17 protein-coding genes and 1 pseudogene are annotated in these 18,293 nt (G+C 72.7%); 9 read left to right on the forward strand and 9 right to left on the reverse strand.

The window, feature by feature from the left end:
* Positions 1-31: 31 nt before the first annotated feature.
* The 3 genes from ABZS77_RS13310 to ABZS77_RS13320 all read right to left on the reverse strand — a co-directional run bounded on the left by ABZS77_RS13310 (position 32) and on the right by ABZS77_RS13320 (position 2,370).
* Positions 32-589 (reverse strand): GNAT family protein, encoded by a 558-nt coding sequence (locus ABZS77_RS13310; RefSeq protein WP_354822008.1) that lies wholly within the window; start codon positions 587-589, stop codon positions 32-34.
* Between the two features lie 80 nt (positions 590-669).
* Entirely contained in the window at positions 670-1,110 is a 441-nt protein-coding gene (locus ABZS77_RS13315; RefSeq protein WP_354822011.1) for a hypothetical protein, read from the reverse strand.
* 33 nt (positions 1,111-1,143) lie between these two features.
* Positions 1,144-2,370 carry a hypothetical protein gene (locus tag ABZS77_RS13320; RefSeq protein WP_354822014.1) on the reverse strand — a complete coding sequence of 409 codons (1,227 nt, stop codon included), beginning with the start codon at positions 2,368-2,370 and terminating at the stop codon, positions 1,144-1,146.
* Positions 2,371-2,537: 167 nt separating this feature from the next.
* On the opposite strand from ABZS77_RS13320, the gene ABZS77_RS13325 reads away from it, so the two are divergent.
* The gene (locus ABZS77_RS13325) at positions 2,538-4,097 is read left to right on the forward strand and encodes an NAD(P)/FAD-dependent oxidoreductase (protein WP_354822017.1); all 1,560 of its coding nucleotides are present in this window, start codon (positions 2,538-2,540) and stop codon (positions 4,095-4,097) included.
* Between the two features lie 26 nt (positions 4,098-4,123).
* Here the strand turns inward: ABZS77_RS13325 and ABZS77_RS13330 are convergent, their stop codons facing one another.
* Positions 4,124-5,065, reverse strand: a complete 942-nt coding sequence (locus ABZS77_RS13330; RefSeq protein ID WP_354822020.1) for a DUF1731 domain-containing protein — start codon at positions 5,063-5,065, stop codon at positions 4,124-4,126.
* Positions 5,066-5,267: 202 nt separating this feature from the next.
* On the opposite strand from ABZS77_RS13330, the gene ABZS77_RS13335 reads away from it, so the two are divergent.
* Together ABZS77_RS13335 and ABZS77_RS13340 are read left to right on the forward strand one after the other, a co-directional pair.
* Positions 5,268-5,654: a YciI family protein gene (locus ABZS77_RS13335; RefSeq protein ID WP_354822023.1), complete on the forward strand. Its 387-nt coding sequence runs from the start codon at positions 5,268-5,270 to the stop codon at positions 5,652-5,654.
* The gene (locus ABZS77_RS13340; RefSeq protein ID WP_354822026.1) at positions 5,654-6,868 is read left to right on the forward strand and encodes a DUF6596 domain-containing protein; all 1,215 of its coding nucleotides are present in this window, start codon (positions 5,654-5,656) and stop codon (positions 6,866-6,868) included. Before ABZS77_RS13335 ends, ABZS77_RS13340 begins: the two co-directional genes overlap by 1 nt.
* 4 nt (positions 6,869-6,872) lie before the next feature.
* Here ABZS77_RS13340 and ABZS77_RS13345 read toward each other — a convergent pair whose 3' ends face one another.
* Positions 6,873-7,715 (reverse strand): hypothetical protein, encoded by an 843-nt coding sequence (locus tag ABZS77_RS13345; RefSeq protein WP_354822029.1) that lies wholly within the window; start codon positions 7,713-7,715, stop codon positions 6,873-6,875.
* The gene (locus ABZS77_RS13350; RefSeq protein WP_354822032.1) at positions 7,684-9,129 is read right to left on the reverse strand and encodes an MFS transporter; all 1,446 of its coding nucleotides are present in this window, start codon (positions 9,127-9,129) and stop codon (positions 7,684-7,686) included. The genes ABZS77_RS13345 and ABZS77_RS13350 overlap by 32 nt, the downstream gene beginning before the upstream one ends.
* A 129-nt stretch (positions 9,130-9,258) precedes the next feature.
* On the opposite strand from ABZS77_RS13350, the gene ABZS77_RS13355 reads away from it, so the two are divergent.
* Positions 9,259-10,194 (forward strand): LysR family transcriptional regulator, encoded by a 936-nt coding sequence (locus tag ABZS77_RS13355; RefSeq protein ID WP_354822035.1) that lies wholly within the window; start codon positions 9,259-9,261, stop codon positions 10,192-10,194.
* A 24-nt stretch (positions 10,195-10,218) separates the two neighbouring features.
* Here ABZS77_RS13355 and ABZS77_RS13360 read toward each other — a convergent pair whose 3' ends face one another.
* Positions 10,219-10,869: a TetR/AcrR family transcriptional regulator gene (locus ABZS77_RS13360; protein ID WP_354822038.1), complete on the reverse strand. Its 651-nt coding sequence runs from the start codon at positions 10,867-10,869 to the stop codon at positions 10,219-10,221.
* 94 nt (positions 10,870-10,963) lie between these two features.
* Between ABZS77_RS13360 and ABZS77_RS13365 the strand changes: the two genes are divergently transcribed.
* Together ABZS77_RS13365 and ABZS77_RS13370 are read left to right on the forward strand one after the other, a co-directional pair.
* Positions 10,964-12,088: an FAD-dependent monooxygenase gene (locus ABZS77_RS13365; RefSeq protein ID WP_354822041.1), complete on the forward strand. Its 1,125-nt coding sequence runs from the start codon at positions 10,964-10,966 to the stop codon at positions 12,086-12,088.
* Between the two features lie 26 nt (positions 12,089-12,114).
* Complete coding sequence (locus ABZS77_RS13370) at positions 12,115-12,789, forward strand: cytidylate kinase family protein (RefSeq protein WP_354822044.1); 675 nt, start codon at positions 12,115-12,117, stop codon at positions 12,787-12,789.
* Between the two features lie 123 nt (positions 12,790-12,912).
* On the opposite strand, the pseudogene ABZS77_RS13375 reads toward ABZS77_RS13370, so the two are convergent.
* A pseudogene (locus ABZS77_RS13375) lies at positions 12,913-12,975 on the reverse strand (DUF664 domain-containing protein); the annotation flags it as partial.
* A 53-nt stretch (positions 12,976-13,028) separates the two neighbouring features.
* On the opposite strand from ABZS77_RS13375, the gene ABZS77_RS13380 reads away from it, so the two are divergent.
* The 3 genes from ABZS77_RS13380 (at position 13,029) to ABZS77_RS13390 (ending at position 14,986) form a co-directional block, all read left to right on the forward strand.
* Complete coding sequence (locus ABZS77_RS13380; protein WP_354822046.1) at positions 13,029-13,472, forward strand: NUDIX domain-containing protein; 444 nt, start codon at positions 13,029-13,031, stop codon at positions 13,470-13,472.
* Positions 13,473-13,490: 18 nt separating this feature from the next.
* Positions 13,491-14,054, forward strand: coding sequence for a dihydrofolate reductase family protein (locus ABZS77_RS13385; protein WP_354822048.1), 564 nt, complete (start codon positions 13,491-13,493; stop codon positions 14,052-14,054).
* Between the two features lie 167 nt (positions 14,055-14,221).
* Positions 14,222-14,986, forward strand: coding sequence for a hypothetical protein (locus ABZS77_RS13390; protein ID WP_354822051.1), 765 nt, complete (start codon positions 14,222-14,224; stop codon positions 14,984-14,986).
* A gap of 49 nt (positions 14,987-15,035) precedes the next feature.
* On the opposite strand, the gene ABZS77_RS13395 is transcribed toward ABZS77_RS13390, so the two are convergent.
* The gene (locus tag ABZS77_RS13395) at positions 15,036-18,098 is read right to left on the reverse strand and encodes a S8 family serine peptidase (protein ID WP_354822054.1); all 3,063 of its coding nucleotides are present in this window, start codon (positions 18,096-18,098) and stop codon (positions 15,036-15,038) included.
* Positions 18,099-18,293 lie beyond the last annotated feature (195 nt).

The following is an 18,293-nucleotide window of genomic DNA, read 5'->3' on the forward strand; positions in this document are numbered from 1 at the left end:
GCCGCGCGGGTACGACAGAAATTCGTCGTCGTCAGTGGACGGTGGAGCCGGCCAGCCATTCGTCCGCCAGCACCGACCAGACCTCCAGGTCGATGCGCCCGTGCGGGCCCGGGTACAGCTGGCGCAGTGTGCCGTCCAGGCGCAGGCCGAGCCGGCCGGCGAGGGCCTTGCTGCGGGCGTTCTCGGCGTTGGTACGCCACTCCACGCGCTGGATGCCGCGTTCGCGGACCGCCCAGTCGATGATCCGCCGCACCGCCGGGGCGACGATGCCCCTGCCCTGCGCCGCCGGCTCCACCCAACAGCCGACCTCGCAGACTCCCTGGGTGACGTCGAACGACACGAACATGACGCCGCCGACGAGGGTGCCGCGCCACCACAGCCCCCAGATGCCGCCGCTGTCGCTGGCCCAACGGTCCGCGTACCGCTGCAACACGGCGCGGGCCGACGGCAGGTCGGTGGCGACGAAGGAGGACGCGACCCACGGGCTGATGTGCTCGCGGGCCCGGTCCAGGTTGGCGAGGAACTCGTCGGCGCGCCACGGGTCCAGCGGGCGCAGCTCGACGTCCTCGGTCAGCGGCAGGGTGAACACCGGGCCTCCCCCGACGGTGCGTGTACGACGGGTAGCAGGCTCGCACAGGGGCGGAGGTCGGGTGCCGGCCGGGGGCGGTCTCAGGCCGGCAGGTGGGTACGCAGGGCGGCGAACTGGGCCGCGGTGAGGTACGACGGGTTGGCGGCCTGCGGCTGCCGGAACACCTCCAGCGCGGCGAGCCGGTCGTCGGCGCGCAACAGGTGCCGGGGCACCCGGTCCGGTTCAGCGAGGATGGGCAGGTCCAGGGGCACCGACCAGGGCTGCCCGGGTGGCCCCGGCTCGGCCTGGCCGGTGACCCGGCCGACGCCCCACACCCCGTACGGCAGTCGCCCCCGGCTGCCGCTGGCCCAGAAGACCACCGGCTGCCCGGCGCGCATCAGGCGCGCCCGGTAGCCGGGGCGTACGCACCAGCTGGTCACGAGGGGATCGCTGGCGAACCGGCCGGTCAGGTCGACGAGGTCGGCGTTGCCCTTGATCAGCCAGGCGCCCAGGTCGTCGAGGCGTACCCGTGGCTCGGTCATTCGCTCATCCTGCCCGCCCGGCGGCGGCCCCAATCAGATGATCATGTGGGTCCAGTAGCTGAGCCAGAGAACGAACAGCGCGCCCTGTGTCACGGCGAGCGCCGCGGTCAGCCACACGTCGACGCCGGCGCGGCGGGACCAGCGGGCCAGCACCAGGGCCACCGGGAAGGCCGCCAGCAGGTACCGCAGCAGGCTCTTGTAGACCGCCGGACCCATCGACAGCGGCACCAGCACCATGAGGACGCCGTACACCAGGTAGGCCAGCTCCCGGCGGCGGAAGCCGGCGGCCAGCACGGCCAGCACGGCGACGGCGAACCACACCCGCGCGGCGTCGCGTGGCTCCCCCGCCAGGCCGTCGAGCAGCACCGGCACCGGGTTCTGCACCTCGATGCCCCAGCCGGTCTGCTGGGCGTGCTGGTAGGCGAACCAGTCCCCGCCCCGCCACCGGCAGTACGCCATGAAGGTGAGCCATCCGGCGGGCAGCAGCAGCAACGGCCAGCCGGTCCGCAGGTAGCCGAGCAGGGCGCGCGGGCCGAGCCGCCAGTCGTGCTGCCGCAGCAGCACCAGGGCCAGCGGCAGCGCGACGAGCAGGCCGACCGACCGGCTCATCGCCAGGAAGTAGCCCAGGACGCCGACCAGCAGCCACTGCCGGCGTTCGGCGTGGTAGAAGGCGGCCAGCGCGAGGCAGACGAACAGCGACTCGGTCAGCGCGGCCTGGAACAGGAACGCGGTCGGCAGCAGCACCAGGTAGCGGGTGAACCGGCGGGCCGCGCCCGCGTCGCCGAGCAGCAGCTCCGCCAGCCGGTAGCCGTAGACGAGGGCCAGCAGGAACGCGATGTTGCTGATCAGCAGCAGGGCCAGGGCGTTGTCGCCGCCGAGCAGCGCGCCGACCGGCCGGGCCAGGAACGGATACAGCAGCGGGAAGCCGAAGTCCCGCCACGGCCCGGTCAGCGGCAGCTCGCTCAACCGCAGGTAGAGCAGCGCGTCCCAGGCGAACCAGAAGGAGATCCACCGGTGCCCGGAGATCTCCCGCTGCTGCGCCCACATCAGCGCCTCGTCCGGCGGCGGCGCGCCGGGGATGCCGTCCCAGGCGTGCAGTACCAGCAGCCCGAGCAGCGTGAGCAGCAGTTTCGCGCCGACGAACAGTCCGGTCGCGTACGGCCAGGGCTGCGGAACGCGGCGGGCGAGCCGCGCGCCAGCCCGGCCGGCGCCGGCCAGCCGGGGGGCCAGCGCCGCCGTGCCGCTTCGCCACCCGCGCATCCGCCCCGCTCCCCCGCCCACCCGCCGCGTGGGGGTGCCGCCCCTCCCGTTGTACGCCGCCGCGCGCCCCGCCGGAGCGGAAACACCACGACCACGAGGTGACATCCCGGGCATAACGGGTACGCGCCGCGCCTCAACCATCGCAGGTGAGCAGGGAGTACGGCGACATGAGCGAGCAGCACGGCACGGTGGTCATCGGTGCGGGACCGGCGGGGCTCACGGCGGCGTACGAGTTGCTGCGGCACGGTCTGCCGGTGCAGGTGTTCGAGGCGGACGAGGTGGTCGGCGGCATCAGCCGGACCGTGGAGCGCGACGGGTGGCGCTTCGACATCGGCGGGCACCGGTTCTTCACGAAGGTGCCCCGGGTTGAGGCGTTCTGGCACGAGATCCTGCCCGACGAGGACTTCCTGACCCGGCCCCGGATGAGTCGGATCTTCTACCGGGGCGCGCTGTTCAACTACCCGCTCAGCGCGGTGAACGCCCTGCGCAACCTGGGACTGCCGGAGGCGGTCCGCTGCCTGGGCTCGTACGCGCGGGCCCGGCTGCGCCCGCCGAAGGACCAGTCGCACTTCGAGGGCTGGGTGTCGGCCCGGTTCGGGTGGCGGCTGTACTCGATCTTCTTCAAGACGTACACCGAGAAGGTCTGGGGCATGCCGGCGGACCGGCTGCGGGCCGACTGGGCCGCGCAGCGGATCAAGAACCTGTCGCTGGCCACGGCGATCCGCAACGCCCTGCTGCCCGGCGGCCGTCGCACGGACGTGACGAGCCTGATCGAGGAGTTCCAGTACCCGAAGTACGGGCCCGGGATGATGTGGGAACGCTGCGCCGAGCAGGTCCGCAAGCGTGGCGGGCGCCTGTCGACCGGCACCTGGGTGACCGCCGTGCACCGCGACCCGGAGCGGCGGCGGGCGATCAGCGTGACCGTCGACGGGGCCGGCGGGCAGCGCACCGCACCGGCCGACCACGTGATCTCGTCCATGCCGATCTCGGAGCTGGTGACCGCGCTGCGCCCGGCCGCGCCGCCGGAGGTGCTGGCCTGCGCCGCCGACCTGCGCTACCGCGACTTCCTGACCGTCGCGCTCGTGGTGCCGGCGGAGTTCTCGTTCCCGGACAACTGGATCTACGTGCACGACCCGGGGGTACGGGTGGGCCGGATCCAGAACTTCGGCTCCTGGTCGCCGTACCTGGTCAAGGACGGCCGCACCTGCCTGGGCCTGGAGTACTTCGTGTTCGAGGACGACGAGATGTGGCGTACCCCCGATGCCGACCTCGTGGCGTTGGCCACCACGGAGCTGGAGCGGTTGGGTCTGGTCCGGCCCGGCGTGGTCGAGGCCGGCCACGTCGTGCGCATGCCCAAGGCCTACCCGGTGTACGACGAGAGCTACCAGCACAACGTGGACGTGATCCGCGCCTGGCTGGCCGAGGCGGTGCCGAACGTGCACCCGGTGGGCCGCAACGGCATGCACCGCTACAACAACCAGGACCACTCGATGCTGACCGCCATGCTCACCGTGGAGAACATCGCCACCGGCGCCTCGCACGACGTCTGGTCGGTGAACGTGGAGCAGGACTACCACGAGCAGTCATCCGGCGGCGACGGCCGGCGTGGCACGGGTCGGGACGCGCCGGTGCTGCCCAGCCGGATCGTCGCCGCCCCGATCGCCGCTCCCGAGGGTGTGCGCCCCGCGGGCGACGGCGGCCGGTCGGCGCAGGCGCCGCTGGTCTGACGGGCGTCCGACCGATCGACGGGCGGTCAGCCTCGACGACGCCGTGCCGTCAGGTCCGCCGCCGCGGCCGGCCACCTCGGATGGTCGAAGGCGAATCCGGCGTCGGCGAGGCGGCCCGGGGCGATCCGCCGGCTCTTCAGCAGCAGTTCGGTGTCCGACCGCAGCGCGAACGCGCCCAGCTCGGCCATCCACCGGGTGGCCGGCAGGCCGACCGGCACCCGCCACGCCGAGCGCAGCTCCCGCATGAACTCCGCCTGCGGCAACGCGCCGGGGGCTGCGAGGTTCACCGCGCCGCTCAGGTCGTCGCGGTCGATCAGGAACTCCACGGCCCGGACGAAGTCGTGGTCGTGGATCCACGAGACGTACTGTCGGCCGCCCGCCACCGGTCCGCCGAGTCCGAGTCGCGCGAGCCAGCTCAGCACGTCGAACACGCCACCCCGGTCGGGGCTCATCACCATTGCCGAGCGCAGCGCGACCCTGCGCGTGTGCGGAGTCGACGCCCGCTCCTGCGCGGCCTCCCACTTCTGGGCGATCTCGACGCTGTACCCCCAGTAGCCGGGCACACCGTCCTCGCCACCGCCGAGCAGACCGTCGTACTCGTCGTTCGCCGCGTCGAAGCGGTGCGCGTAGATCGTCGCCGTGCTCATCTGCAACCACACTCCGGGTGGCCGGGCCGCCCCGGCGATGGCCTCGCCGACCACCCGCGTCGACTCGACCCGCGAGCGCATCATGGCGTCGAGGTTCTCCGGCGTGTACCGGCAGCTGACACTGCGCCCGGCCAGGTTGACGACGACGTCGCTGCCGTCGATCTGCTCGACCCACGGCCCGAGGGTGGCGCCGTCCCAGGGAACCTGACGCGGCCCCCGGGGTGAGCGCGTCACCAGCACGACATCGTGACCCGCGGCGGTCAGCGCCCGATCCAGGATGGTGCCGACCTGACCGGTCCCGCCGGGAATGACGATCTTCACGGTGCCTCCCCATCGGACTGCTCTATTTGAACACGTTCAACAGTACCTCCGGGTGGACGACGGGACCGCCCCGGGCCGTCGGTCGCCGGGCTTCTCCGCCTCGCGACGCGAGATTCCCCGGGCGCCATGTCGATCCGCGGGCCGGCCGTTCGACGTACGGTGCGAGGGCCGAGAGGCGGCCCCGCCGGACGAGGAGAACGCGATGCCGAGATTCATGCTGATCATGCGGGGCACCGACGAGACGAACGCGGCGATGATGGCGTCCATCGACGAGGCGATGGCCGCCACCGGCCGGTTCATCGAGGAAATGATCAAGGCCGAGGTCCTCCTCGCGGCCGAAGGGCTTGACGACCCGGGCCGGGGCGCGGTGGTCGACTTCGGTGGCGAGACCCCGGTGGTCACCGACGGGCCGTACGGGGAGACCAGGGAACTCTTCGGCGGGTACTTCCTGCTCGACGTCGCCTCCCAGCGGGAGGCGGTCGGGTGGGCCACGCGGTTCCCGGCGATCCCCGGGTCGACGATCGAGGTTCGCCGGGTGGCCGAGGCCGACGAGGTTCCGCAGCTCGGCGAGAGCAACGGCCAGCCCTGATGGGTGCGGCCGACGTCGAGGCCGTCTGGCGGATCGAGTCGGCGCGGATCGTCGCCGCGCTGACCCGGTTCACCGGCGACTTCACTCTGGCCGAGGACGCGGCCCAGGAGGCGGTGGTCGAGGCGCTGGTGTCCTGGCCGGCGGCCGCTCCGGCCAACCCGGCCGGCTGGCTGATGGCCACGGCCCGCCGCCGGGCGATCGACGCGATCCGCCGCCGGACCGCCCTGCGGGACCGGTACGCCCTGCTGGCGGCCGACCCCACGGTCGACGACGACATCGACCCGGACCGGATCGACGACGACGTCCTGGCCCTGATGTTCGTCAGCTGCCACCCGGTGCTCTCCCGCGAGACCCGGGTGGCGCTGACCCTGCGCGTGGTCGGCGGCCTGACCAGCGAGGAGATCGCACGGGCGTTCCTCGTGCCGGTGCCCACCGTGCAGGCCCGCGTCACCCGGGGCAAGAAGGCCATCGCGGCGGCCGGAGTGCCGTTCGAGCTGCCGGCTGGCGGCGAGCGCCGGAGACGGCTGGGCGGTGTGCTCAGCGTCCTCTACGTGATCTTCACCGAGGGGTCGACTGCCACGTCCGGTGACCGTCTGCTGCGCCCCGACCTCGCGTACGAGGCGATCCGGCTGACCCGCACGCTTGCCGCACTCCAGCCGGACGAACCGGAGGTGCACGGCCTGCTCGCGTTGTGCGAGCTGACGGCCGCCCGCTTCCCGGCCCGGACCGCACCGGACGGCTCACCCGTCCTGCTGGAGGACCAGGATCGCCGACTGTGGGACGTCGCGGCGACCCGCCGTGGGCTGGCCGCGCTGGCCCGGGCGTCGATCGGCGGCCTCGGCCCGTACGGCCTCCAGGCCGCCATCGCGGCCACCCACGCGTCGGCGCGCTCGGTCGAGTCGACCGACTGGGACCGGATCGTGGCGCTCTACGAGGCGCTCGTCCGGGTCGCGCCCTCGCCGGTGGTGGACCTCAACCGGGCGGTCGCCGTGGCGATGGCCTCGGGTCCGGTGCCCGCCCTGGCCATCGTGGACGACCTGGTCACCGCGGGCCGGCTCCCCGGTTCACATCTGGTGCCGACCGTACGCGGAGAGCTGCTGGCCCGACTCGGGCGGCGACCGGAGGCGCGCGCCGAACTGGAGCTGGCCGCCCGGCTCTGCGCCAACCAGTGCGAGCGCTCGGTGCTGCTGCGCAGGGTGGCCGCGCTGGAGTGACCCGTCAGCGTCGTCCGGGGCCGTCCATCGTCCAGTCCTCGTGACGCAGGCGCGTGCAGTAGGCGACCGTGGCGTCGTCCGGGACCTGGGCGTCGCGGTCCTGGGCTTCGGCCTGCCGGACGCGGGCGATGACGCCGGCCGGTCCGTCGCTGCGCAGCAGTTCCAGGAGGCCGGGCCAGTCGGTGAGGCCGTACGGGTCGACGATGCGGCTGGCCCCGTTGCTGACCAACGCCACAGCGTTCAGGTCGGTGAGGGAACATCCGCCGGTCACCGCCTCCCGCGCGGCACGCGGGTCGTCCTTCGCGATCCAGTAGCCGCCGGGTTGGTTGCGGCGCGCCCGCAGCGCGGTGACGCAGGAGGCGCGGATTCGGTCGTACTCCGGCGTTGCGGGCGCGATGCCGTCCAGGGGTGCCGCGCAGTCGCGCCTGGCGGCCACCTCGCGCTCGTCGGTGATCACCAGCGGGCCGGCGCCGGCCCGGTCGAGGACGAGGAAGGAGTCCGCGAGCAGGAGATGGTCAAGGCGTCCCCGGTGGACGCGGACCAGCGCGACGGTGGCCTGCGGGCTCGCGGGGTCAGCGATGTCGCAGGTGTCGACGTGCTCGGCGGCGGTCCCGGCGATGGCGGCGGCGAGGATGGCCGACAGGTCCCGCCCGTCGTCGCGGGACAGGTGGCCGAGCAGGGTGCCGCCGAGGCGGCGCGTGTACCAGGCGACGCCGTGGGAGCAGTGCGCTTCGGCGCCCGGGATGCCGGCGCCGTCCAGCAGGACGACAGCGCCCGGTACAGCGCCGACGAAGTCCTCGTTCGGCCGGCCGGCCCTACCGGCGCTCGTCGCCAGGCTGACGCGCACTCGTGGGCTCCTCGGTCGACGGGGGTGGGGACGCCGCCGTGAGCAGCGACGCGTGCCGTAGCCAGCGCGGGTACCGCTGGAGTTCGTCGGCGAGGTCCTCCCCCGCCACGACCCGACGGGTTGTCACGTCCGGCATCTGCCCAGTCTGCGGCACCCGGGGGCGTCGCCGTGGGTCAGGCGACCCGGACGCCCTGGGCGGGCGAGGCCGGCTCGGGACGGACCACTGTGTGCCTCCGGGCAGCAGGAGCGGGGTGGCGAGCAGGAGGACGCCGGACATGGTGATGGCCGCGAGCGGACTGGTGACGGTGGCCAGAACGCCCCAGATCACCATGAGGACGGCCTGCAGCAGCCGGCCGGTGGCGCTCCACGTGCTGAGGATCCGGGCGGTGTGGTGGGCGGGAACGCGGTGCAGGCGTTCGGTGGCGGAGACCGGGTTGAAGACGCCCATGCAGGTGATCAGCAGGCCCTCGACGACGATCACCGTGACGAGGCCGGGGATGCCGGGACCGACGAACGCCAGACCGAGCGGGAAGAGCGACCGCAGCCAACCGGAGACGATCATGACCCGGTACCGGCCGTGCCGGGCCACCAGGCGCGCGGACAGCCGCGCGCCCACGAAGCCACCGAGCGCCGGAACGCCGAAGGCCAGACCGTACTGCCAGGGCGGGAGGTGGTACTCGCCCAGCAGGAGAACGGCGAGCAGGGGCGCGGTGGCCATGATGAGGCCGCCGACCAGGATCGAGTTGAGGAACAGTCCTCGCAGGACGCGGTCGTCGAGGATGAACCGCCAACCGTCCAGGAGGTCCACCGGGCGCAGTCGCGTGACCCGGTCGCGCGGCGTCGCGACGTCACCTCCGCCGACGCGCCGCACCGCGAACGCGGACAGCAGGTAGCTCAGGGCGTCGGCCAGGACGGTGACGACCGGGCCGAGCAGCCCGATGAGCGCACCACCGAGGGGCGGACCGGCGGCCGTCGCCACCCAGCTCGTGCCCTCGAACCGTCCGTTCGCCACCAGGAGGTGGTCGCGGCGGACGAGATGTTTCAGGTACGCGCCGGACGCCGCGGCGAAGGCGATGCCCGCGGTCCCGGAGACGACCGCGACGACGAGCAGGTGGCCGTAGGAGAGCAGACCCAGGGCGTACGCGACAGGCACGCTCGCCATCGCGGCGAACCGGATCAGGTCCATGGCGATCATCACGGGCCGCTTGGCCCGGTGCTCGACCCACGGCCCGAGCGCGACGGCGACAGTCGCCGAGACGGCGAGGCCCGCCGCGTCCAGCAGCGACACGGCGAACGCCGACGAGTCCAGGACGTGGACGGCGATCAGCGGGAACGCCCCGAAGGCGATCCACGTGCCGTAGGTGCTCACCGCGTACGCCGACCACAACCACCCGAAGTCAGGCCCCAACCGCACGCGCACGCGACTCCCCCGCGACAACCGATGTACCGATCCCCGCAGCAGATCGGGCGCACCCGCCGCAGGTCAAACAACCACCACCCGGGCGAGCCACAACCATCGGTTGTGCGGTTGCACAATGGGTCGGTGGATACCGAGGGGGTGCGGTCGTTCGTCCGCGCGGCGGAGCTCGGGCAACTGCGGCACGCCGCCGACGAGCTGGGCGTGACGCAGCAGGCCGTGTCGAAGCGGATCGCGGCTCTCGAACGCGACCTCGGCGTGCGGCTGTTCACGCGTACCGCCAAAGGGGTGGAGCTGACGCTCGACGGCCAGGCCTTCCTGGCGCACGCCCGGGTCGTCGTGGCCGGGGTCGACCGTGCCGTCGCCGCGATCAGTCCGGGCTCGCGGGCCCTGCGGATCGACGTTCTGGGCCTGCGCTCGGCGCAGGCCGTGGTCCTGCACGACTTCTGGCGCGCGCACCCGGAAACCGCCCTCGACGTGGTGACCCTGCGCGTCGACGACCCGCACGCGGCGGTCGCCGCGGTCCGGGCCGGCGAGGTCGACGCGTCGTTCCGCTCGGTGACCGACCCGGCCACGCTGCCGCGCGACGTGCGGATGATCCACGCGTTCGACTCCCCGCTGGAGCTCCTCGTCGGCCCGCGACACCCGCTCGCCTCGGCACGGACGCTGACGCCCGTCCAGCTGCGGCGGCACCGGATCTGGGTGCCGGGCATCGCGCCGCGCAGCGAGTGGGCGGACTTCTACGACCAACTGGTCACGGACTTCGACCTGCGCGTCGACGCCGCCGGGCCGCACTTCGGCGACGAGGTGCTCCTGGACGTCCTCGCGGACTCCGCCGACGTGGCGACCCTCGTCGGCTCCCGCGACCGGTACCTCTGGCCGACGAGCCACGACCTGCGCCGCATCCCCATCGTGGAACCGACCCTGGCCTACCCGCTCTCGCTCGTCCTGCCCCGCGCGAATCCGCACCCGGGTCTGCGGGCGGTCATCGCACACCTGCGGACCCTGCCGCCGCTGCCCGCGACGGCCTGGCGCCCGACCTGGGCGGTGACGCCCGCCTGAGCACTGTCGCACCGCCGCCGTGGGTCACGCGCCGGTGATGCCGTCCAGGACGGTGGTCAGGTTGTGGCTGAAGGTCTCCTCGGCATCGAGGTGGGCGCCGTCGACGACGAGCCGGGCGACCGTGGGATACCTGCCGGTGCGCAGCATGCGGGTGAGGTAGGGGCCGAGGCTGGCCTGCCAGGCGGCCTCCTCGGTGCCGGTGGACCGGGCGGTGCGCCGCTCGGTGACCTCCCTGCGGATCGCGCCGATCAGGAAGGCGTTGAGGGCACCCAGCGCCCGCTGGAGATCGTCGATGCCGCGCACACCGGGTGACCGACTCAGCGCCGCAGCGGTCGCCTCGCCCACGGCGAGCGCGTGCGGCCCCAGGTGGGGTCGTCCGCCGAGCAGGTCGGAGAACCACTCGTGGTCCAGGGCCGCCTGCCGGGTCGCGTGCGCGATGGCGAGCACCGTCTCCCGCCACCCCGCGTGACTGTCGACCTCGGCGATCCGGGCGTAGACGACGTCGACCATCAGATCGAGCAGTTCGGCCTTGTTGAGCACGTAGTCGTACAGCCGCATCGGCCCGACCCCGAGTTCTTTCGCGATCTTGCGCACCGACAGCCCGTCGAGGCCGTGCCTGTCGGCGAGCCGGATCGCCGCCGCCGCGATCTTCTCGCGGCTCAACGGCACGGGCACCGCCCGCGGCTGGGGCTCGGGCCGTTCCCAAACGGGCAATGCTTCGCTACCGTACGGTGTATCCACCAATACAGTGTACGGCAAGGGGGTAGGTATGCGAATCGCGATAGCCGGTGGCGGACTCGGCGGGCTGACACTGGCGCGGGTCCTGCACCGCCACGGCATCGACGCGGTGGTGTACGAGCGCGACGCGAACCGGTCCGCCCGGCCACAGGGCGGCTCACTCGACCTGCACCCGGAGTCCGGGCAGCGGGCCCTGGCCGAGGCGGGCCTCGCCGACGGGTTCCGGTCGCAGGCACGGCCCGAGGGCGAGGAGCACCGCATCGTCGACCCGAGCGGCCGGATCCTGGTGCACCACGAACCGCGACCCGGCTCGTTCGCCGGGCGTCCCGAGATCGACCGGAGCGTGCTACGTGACCTCCTGCTCGACTCCCTCCCGGGCGACACGGTCGTCTGGCGGCGCCGGCTGGTCGCGGCGGCCCCGCGACCGGGCGGCGGTTGGGAGCTGACATTCCAGGAGGGACACCGAGGCGACTGCGACATCCTCGTCGGCGCGGACGGCGCGCGCTCGATCGTCCGACCGCTGCTCGTCGACGTCGAGCTGTCCCCGGTGTCCACGGTGGTGGAGCTGACCGTCAGCGACGTGGACCGCAGGCACCCCGGTCTCGCCGATCTGGTCGGCCCCGGAAACCTGTGGGCTGTCGGCGTGAACCAGATCCTCTCCGCGCAGCGCCTCGGCGACGGTGCCCTCCGGGTCGGGATCTCGCTGCGCGCGGGCGACCACCCCATCGACTCCCTGCGCGGCAAACGCGCCCTGCTCGACATCTTCGCCGGCTGGGACCCCCGGCTCACCGCGCTCATCGAGGCAGCCGACAGCCCGCCGACGCCGCGCCTGATCGAGGCGACGCCCGTCGGCACGCGCTGGTCCGCCCGGCCGGGCGTCACGCTCGTCGGCGACGCCGCGCACCTCATGCCCCCCGTCGGCGAGGGCGCCAACCAGGCCATGCTCGACGCCGCCGAACTCGCCGTCCAACTCGCCGCCGACCCCGCCGACCCGGACTCGGCGATCCGGTCGTACGAGGACGCGATGTTCGCCAGGATCCACCCGATCGCCGAGATGTCCGCACGGGTGCAGGCGATGATGCTGTCCCCCACCGCGGCGCAGGACATCGTCCGCTTCTTCACGCCCCGATCCGCCGAACCGGCGTCGGCGACGTGACCGGACGGGGCAGGGCGGGTCAGAAGATGGAACGAGGCACCCGCGACCAGATGCTCGGCCGCCTGGCGGAGGCGACCCGGTCCGTCGCCGTCGCCCACCCGACCCGGGTCGCGGTCGACGGACCACCCGCGACGGGCAAGACCACACTCGCCGACGAACTGGCGGTCGTGTTGCGCCACCAGGGCCGCCACGTCATCCGCGCGACGATCGACGATTTCCTCTTCCCCCGGGCACAGCGCTATCCGCGCGGCGAGTACTCGGCCGAGGGCTGCTACCGGGACACCCACGACCATGACGCGCTGAACCGGGTGCTGCTCGATCCACTCGGACCGGGCGGAGATCGGCTCTTCCGGCACGCGGTCTACGACCACGCGGCGGACACCGTGCTGTCCCCGCCGGTCACGGCCGCCCCCGCCGACGCCGTGCTGGTCTTCGACGGCGTCTTCCTCCTGCGACCGGAACTGATCGACCGGTGGGACCTGCGCATCTTCGTGTCCACCGCCCTCGAGAAGACGGTGGACCGGGCCGTGATCCGAGAGCGCCGGGTGTCGTCCCGGGCCGACGTGGAACGGCGCTGGCGCGAGCGTTACATCCCCTCCCAACAGCTCTACCTCGCCACGGTCAGCCCGACCGACCACGCCGACATCGTCGTGCACAACGACGAACCACAGCAGCCGGCCTGGGAGATCCGGGCACACTGACGGTCGTTGACGCGGCAGACCCGGCACCGGCCGGCCGGCGCGTCCGTCGTGGCACGACAGCACGTGGCACCGCCAGACCGGCGGCTCCGCCCGGTCAGCGTGGCCCCACCCGGTACGCCCGTCGATGAGCCCGCGCACCACGTCCAGGTGACCGGCGTGCCGAGCGGTCTCCTCGATGACGTGCAGGCGCGCCCCCGGATTGGAGCGGGTTCGTCCTCCCCCTGTGCTCTACTCCCGTCATGCATATCGTCGTCTGCGGTGCGCTCGTGGAGAACGGCGCGGTCCTGCTGGTGCACCGCAGCCCGACCCGTCGGGCGTACCCGGATCTCTGGGATCTGCCCGGCGGGCACGTCGAACCGGGTGAGTCCGACCTCCAGGCCCTCGCGCGTGAGATGCACGAGGAGCTGGGCGTTCGGATCGTGACGGAGTCCGCCGCACGGTTGGGCGACCTGCACGCCGGCAGTGGTGCGGACGCCGTCCACGTGAGCGTCTGGCAGGTCCGGGACTGGGTCGGCTCCCCCACCAACCACGCCCCTGACGAGCACGAGGACATCGCGTGGGTCCCGATCAGCGAGATGGGCGACCGGGCCCTCGTGTCAGGCGACCTGCCGGCGTTGCTCGCGCAACGACACGTGCCACTCGGCGTACGCCCACCTGACCAGTTCTCCACCTGTTCCAGCTGATCATCGAGAGGCGGCGGCATGGCGAAGCTGATCTACGTGACGAACGTGTCTCTCGACGGCTACATCGAGGACCCGAGCGGGGGCTTCGACTGGCTCCCCGGCGACGACGAGCTGTTCGCCTCCACCACCGAGCTCCTGCGGTCGGCGGGCACGTTCCTCTACGGGCGGCGCCTGTACGAGTCGATGGCCGTCTGGGAGACCGACGCCGCACTTGCCGCGCAGTCCGACCTCACGGCCGACTTCGCGAGGGCGTGGCAGGCGGCGGGCAAAGTCGTCTACTCCACGACCCTCGCCGCGGTGTCGACAGCCGACACCCGACTCGAACGCCGCTTCGACCCCGCCGCGGTACGCGAGCTGAAGGCCGCGGCCAACAAAGATCTCATCGTCGGAGGTGCGAACCTCGCGACGCAGGCCTTCGGGGCCGGGCTGGTCGACGAGTGCCACCTGTTCGTCTGGCCCGTGGTCGTCGGCGGGGGCAAGCCGGGGCTACCGACCGGGATGCGCGTCGACCTCGACCTCCTCGACGAGCGCCGGTTCCGAAACGGCGTCGTACGCCTTCGCTACCGCACTCTCGCCCGGTGAACGACGGCCCCGGCCGGTCGCGATGTCGTCGACCGCCGTCCGCACGCGGGGACGACGACCTCCCTGACGGGTGCCGGAACATGTTCGTCGACGGCGCCCGGGCGGTGCTCGTCGTTTCCACCGGCTCGTCGCCGGGAACTGCTCGTACAGAGGCGAGGGGGAGAGACATGAGCCGGTACGCACCGCCACCGACCCGGGTGCCACGGGTGGTCGGGCTGATCCTGCCGATGCTGGGCGTCGTCGCACTGAGCACCGCCTGCACGACGGACGGGGACGGGACCGGGTCGGCGTCGTCGACACCCTCGCCGACGACCGCGACGGCCGCCCCGAGCCCGACAGGCCAACCATCCGCTAGCGCCGGCGCGCCGACGACCATCCCGACGTCGGCCTTCGTGGAGCTGCCGACCGAGCTGCGGAAGTCTCCCCGACGGCCGACGCCGGTCGCCGAGGCCCTGCCGAAGCTGTGCGGCAACGAGTTCGGCACCGGCGGCCGGCAGGTCACCGCGAGCGCCGCGATGACGGTCACCTACAAGAAGGCCGGTGAGCCCGACACCAACGTGCCGCAGGGCATGATCCACCAGACCATCTTCACGTTCGACGGTGACGGTGCCGTGGCGTACCTGGAGCGCCTGCGCGACGCGGTCCGGGCGTGTCCCTCGTACGACCAGGGCGGCAACCCGGTCACCGTCGGGAGCAGGCCGTTGCCGGGTGTCGGTGACGAGGCGGTGCTGGTGACCCGGGAGTGGGCCGAGACCAGCCTGAACGGCGAGCGCACCGGCGGCGACGCCTCGGCCGGGATCGCCGTGGCCCGGGTCGACGGGGTGGTGACCGTGTTCGACGACCAGGGCTGGGAGGGCTCCAGCGGCAATCCCGAGATCCTGGACCGGACCGTGCGCGACGGGGTGCGGGCGATCGACACCTGGCGGCGCTGACACGGCACCGGGGGCGGTGCGACGGCACCGCCCCCGGGTCCGGTACGTCCTACTGCCAGGAACTCTGTTGGGTGTTGACGAGGTTGCCCGGGATGATCGCGCCGTTGGTGCGGTACTCGGTGTACGCCCAGAAGTCACCCTCGCCCAGCGGCCGGTCGGGCCGCAGGGTGAAGTTGAGGCTCTGGCCGCGCTGGGTCGTGGACGGCAACGTCAGCGTGGCAGGTGAATACCTGGCGTCGCGGCCGATGATGGCGTGGCCCACCTGGAAGTCGACGACCGGGCCGCCGGGCACCTGCGCGAACACGTACGCCGTGTAGCGCCCCGGCTCGGGCAGGAACGCGTACGCCTGCTCGGCGCTGGTCCAGAACCTGTCACTGCTGTAGACCAGGGTGTCGCCCCGGTACAGGTACAGGTCGAGGTTGGTGTTCGGATCCTCGGTGCCGGCCTCCACGATGATGCCCGCCGTGTTCGGGGGCACGGTGAAGTCGAGCTTCTTCACTCCGGCGGCGCTCGGGTCGAACACGCCGCCGTACACGCCGGCCGGCATCGAGTACGTCGTGCGCCGCATCGGCGTGTATCCGGTGCTGCGGCCGGTGAGCGGGCCGGTGAAGCCCGGCTGGACCATACCGAAGGAGCCGCTGGTCATCCGGCCGAACTCCTCGCCGTCGTCTCCGTACGGCCGGGGGGTGATTCCCCACGGGCGGGCGGCGACCGGGATCCGGGCGCTGTGGGCCCTGCCGCGCCAGGTGATCGACCCGGTCACGTACCGGTCCCAGGGCGCGCTCCCCCGGCGCAGGGTGATCGTCACCGTGGCGGAGCGGCCCGGCGCCAGTGTCACCGCCGCCGGCGACACGGTGATCTTCATGCCGGGCAGCCCGGACACCGTCGAACGGTAGGTCTCGGGAGCCCTGCCCACGTTGGTCAGGGTGCGGGTGAGGGTCACCGGGCGGGTGCCGTCGTACTCGCGCAACGAGATGGCCGGCAGGTTGAGTTCCTTGCCGTCGGGTGCGGCCGTCTCGCCGAACTCGGTCAGCTCGGCCGCCGTCGGCTCGATGACCAGTCCCGGGTCCTTGGCCCCGGCGAGGTTGATGAAGCCGCTGCCCTGGTCCAGCGGGCTGCTGGTGCCGACGGTGTCGGTGGCCGTGGTCCGCAGCGCCGAGGCGACCGCTCCCGGCGACCAGTCCGGGTGCGTGGCGCGCAGGACCGCCGCCGCGCCGGCCACGTACGGCGACGCCATCGAGGTGCCCGAGTAGGCGTCGTACTCCCGCCCGAAGTTGCCCGCCGGTGACACCGCGGCGATGATGTCCGATCCCGGTGCGACCAGGTCCGGCTTGAGGACACCGAAGGTCACCTTGTCCGGACCGGTGGAGGAGAAGTCCGCGACGCTGGGCACGCCGGGGACGCTGGAGCCGTCACCGCCGCTGCGCAGCGACACCGTCGCGTCGGTGGGGTGGCGCATCAGGTAGTTGAACAACGTGCCGGCCTGCTTCTCGGTCGGCAGGTAGACCACCGGGAAGCTGTAGATCGAGTTGACCCGGTAGTTGCCGACCGGGTCGAACACCACCATCGCCGCTCCGCCCTTGGCCTTGACCTCGGCGGCGGCGCCGTACGTGTCGGACAGCGCGCAGACCACGACCTTGCCCTTGATCCTGGCGGGGTCGAGGCTGCCCGGCTCGCAGTAGACGGCACCCTGCTGCGCCGATCCGGCCTGCTCGCCGAAGACCATCGGGTACGGCTTGCCGCCGGGCAGCGCGTCCAGCGACCCGCCGACCAGCTTGGTGCCGTCGCCGAGCCTGACGGTCGCCTCGTCGAGCTTCGTCACGGCCGCGCCGACCGTGGTCACCCAGGGCGCCGCGTTGCTGATCGCCCCGCTCACGATTCCGGTGTTGCCCGCCGACGCCGCCACGAAGACCCCGGACAGGGTGGCGTTGAGGAAGGCGATGCCGATCGGGGTGTTCGCCTCCCAGTCGCCGAGATCCGAGCCGATCGAGAAGTTCAGGACCTGCACGCCGTCGGCGACCGCGGCGTCGATGCCGGCGATGATGTCGGCGTCGTAGCCCATGCCGCCCCAGAGCACCTTGTAGACGGCGATCTGCGCGTCCGGCGCGACCCCGGAGACGGGACCGAAGCGACGGCCGTCGATCGTGACGTCCGGGATCGGCAGGCCGGCCGCCGTGGACGCGGTGTGCGTGCCGTGCCCGGCCATGTCGCGCGGGGACAGCACCTCACCCTCGGGTACGGAGCCGCCGCCGGCGAGCCACGAGTCGGCGAAGTACCGGGCACCGACGATCTTGCCGTTGCAGTGCTCGGCCACGAAGGCCACGCCGGTCTGGCAGGTGCCGCGCCAGTTGGCGGGGGTTGGCATCCTCTTGGCGAAGGACGCGCTCTCCGGCCAGATGCCGGTGTCCAGGACGCCGATCACCATTCCCGCGCCGGTGGCGGGGCCGGGCTTGGCCGGCTTTCCGGTCGGGGTCTGCTGACCGGGCTCGGCGGTGGTGGCACCCGGGGCGGCGGCGTCCGGGGTGGACGGCGGCGCGGTGGGCGGCGGCGTCGGGGTGCCCAGCACGCGTGAGGCGGTGACGGCACGGACGCGCTTGTCCGCCCGCAACGCGGCCGCCTGCTGGGCGGTCAGCTTCGCCGAGAAGCCGTTGAAGGCGGTGGTGTAGGCGGCCTTGACCTGCACGCCCGCCGCGCTGGCGACGGCGGTCCGCTGGGCGTCGAGATGTCCCCGGTACGCCCGGGACGGCGCCGACGTCACGTCCAGCCGGTTGCCCGCAGCCGGGCGGGTCCGCGCCAGCCCGGACACCCCACCGGCGTACGTGCTCAGTGGTTCCTCGGCCAACTCGACGACGTACATGCCCGTCCCGCTCGCGTCGACGGCGGCCTTCGGGTCGTGCCGGCGCTCGCTGTCGGGGCGACGATCCGCCCCGTCGGTCAGGGTGACCTTCCGGTCCGATCCACCGGAGAAGTAGTCGACGCCGCTGGTGGCCGGCCGTTCTCCGGGGGCCGCCGCCGCCGGTCCCGCGACACCGGTCGTGCCGGCGACCATGGCGATGACCAACGTCGGTAACGCCAGTCTTCGCAGCCTGTTCCCGCTCGTGCGTGTAGCCACGAGGCTCCTTCCGCCCGCTCCTTCGTGGAGCTGTCCTCATCGATCGCGACCCGTGTGTGGGAGCGCTCCCCAGCTAAGCCGTCGACGGTTAATCGACGGTTTGCGCGGGGTTACGGATCGCTGGTGCACATAAGATCACGATGTGGCAGCCGCGCCTAGATCCACTTTTCTCGGCGCCCTCGGAGCCAGGTGCGT

It is taken from the genome of Micromonospora sp. NPDC005298, from assembly GCF_040607375.1.
Lineage (GTDB): Bacteria > Actinomycetota > Actinomycetes > Mycobacteriales > Micromonosporaceae > Micromonospora.

What these genes read in the sequence shown, in the direction of transcription:
- ABZS77_RS13315 (WP_354822011.1), bottom strand. Translation starts at nt 1,110, where the DNA reads ATGACCGAGCCACGGGTACGCCTCGACGACCTGGGCGCCTGGCTGATC.
- ABZS77_RS13320 (WP_354822014.1), bottom strand. Translation starts at nt 2,370, where the DNA reads ATGCGCGGGTGGCGAAGCGGCACGGCGGCGCTGGCCCCCCGGCTGGCC.
- ABZS77_RS13325 (WP_354822017.1), top strand. Translation starts at nt 2,538, where the DNA reads ATGAGCGAGCAGCACGGCACGGTGGTCATCGGTGCGGGACCGGCGGGG.
- ABZS77_RS13335 (WP_354822023.1), top strand. Translation starts at nt 5,268, where the DNA reads ATGCCGAGATTCATGCTGATCATGCGGGGCACCGACGAGACGAACGCG.
- ABZS77_RS13340 (WP_354822026.1), top strand. Translation starts at nt 5,654, where the DNA reads ATGGGTGCGGCCGACGTCGAGGCCGTCTGGCGGATCGAGTCGGCGCGG.
- ABZS77_RS13365 (WP_354822041.1), top strand. Translation starts at nt 10,964, where the DNA reads ATGCGAATCGCGATAGCCGGTGGCGGACTCGGCGGGCTGACACTGGCG.
- ABZS77_RS13370 (WP_354822044.1), top strand. Translation starts at nt 12,115, where the DNA reads ATGGAACGAGGCACCCGCGACCAGATGCTCGGCCGCCTGGCGGAGGCG.
- ABZS77_RS13380 (WP_354822046.1), top strand. Translation starts at nt 13,029, where the DNA reads ATGCATATCGTCGTCTGCGGTGCGCTCGTGGAGAACGGCGCGGTCCTG.
- ABZS77_RS13385 (WP_354822048.1), top strand. Translation starts at nt 13,491, where the DNA reads ATGGCGAAGCTGATCTACGTGACGAACGTGTCTCTCGACGGCTACATC.
- ABZS77_RS13390 (WP_354822051.1), top strand. Translation starts at nt 14,222, where the DNA reads ATGAGCCGGTACGCACCGCCACCGACCCGGGTGCCACGGGTGGTCGGG.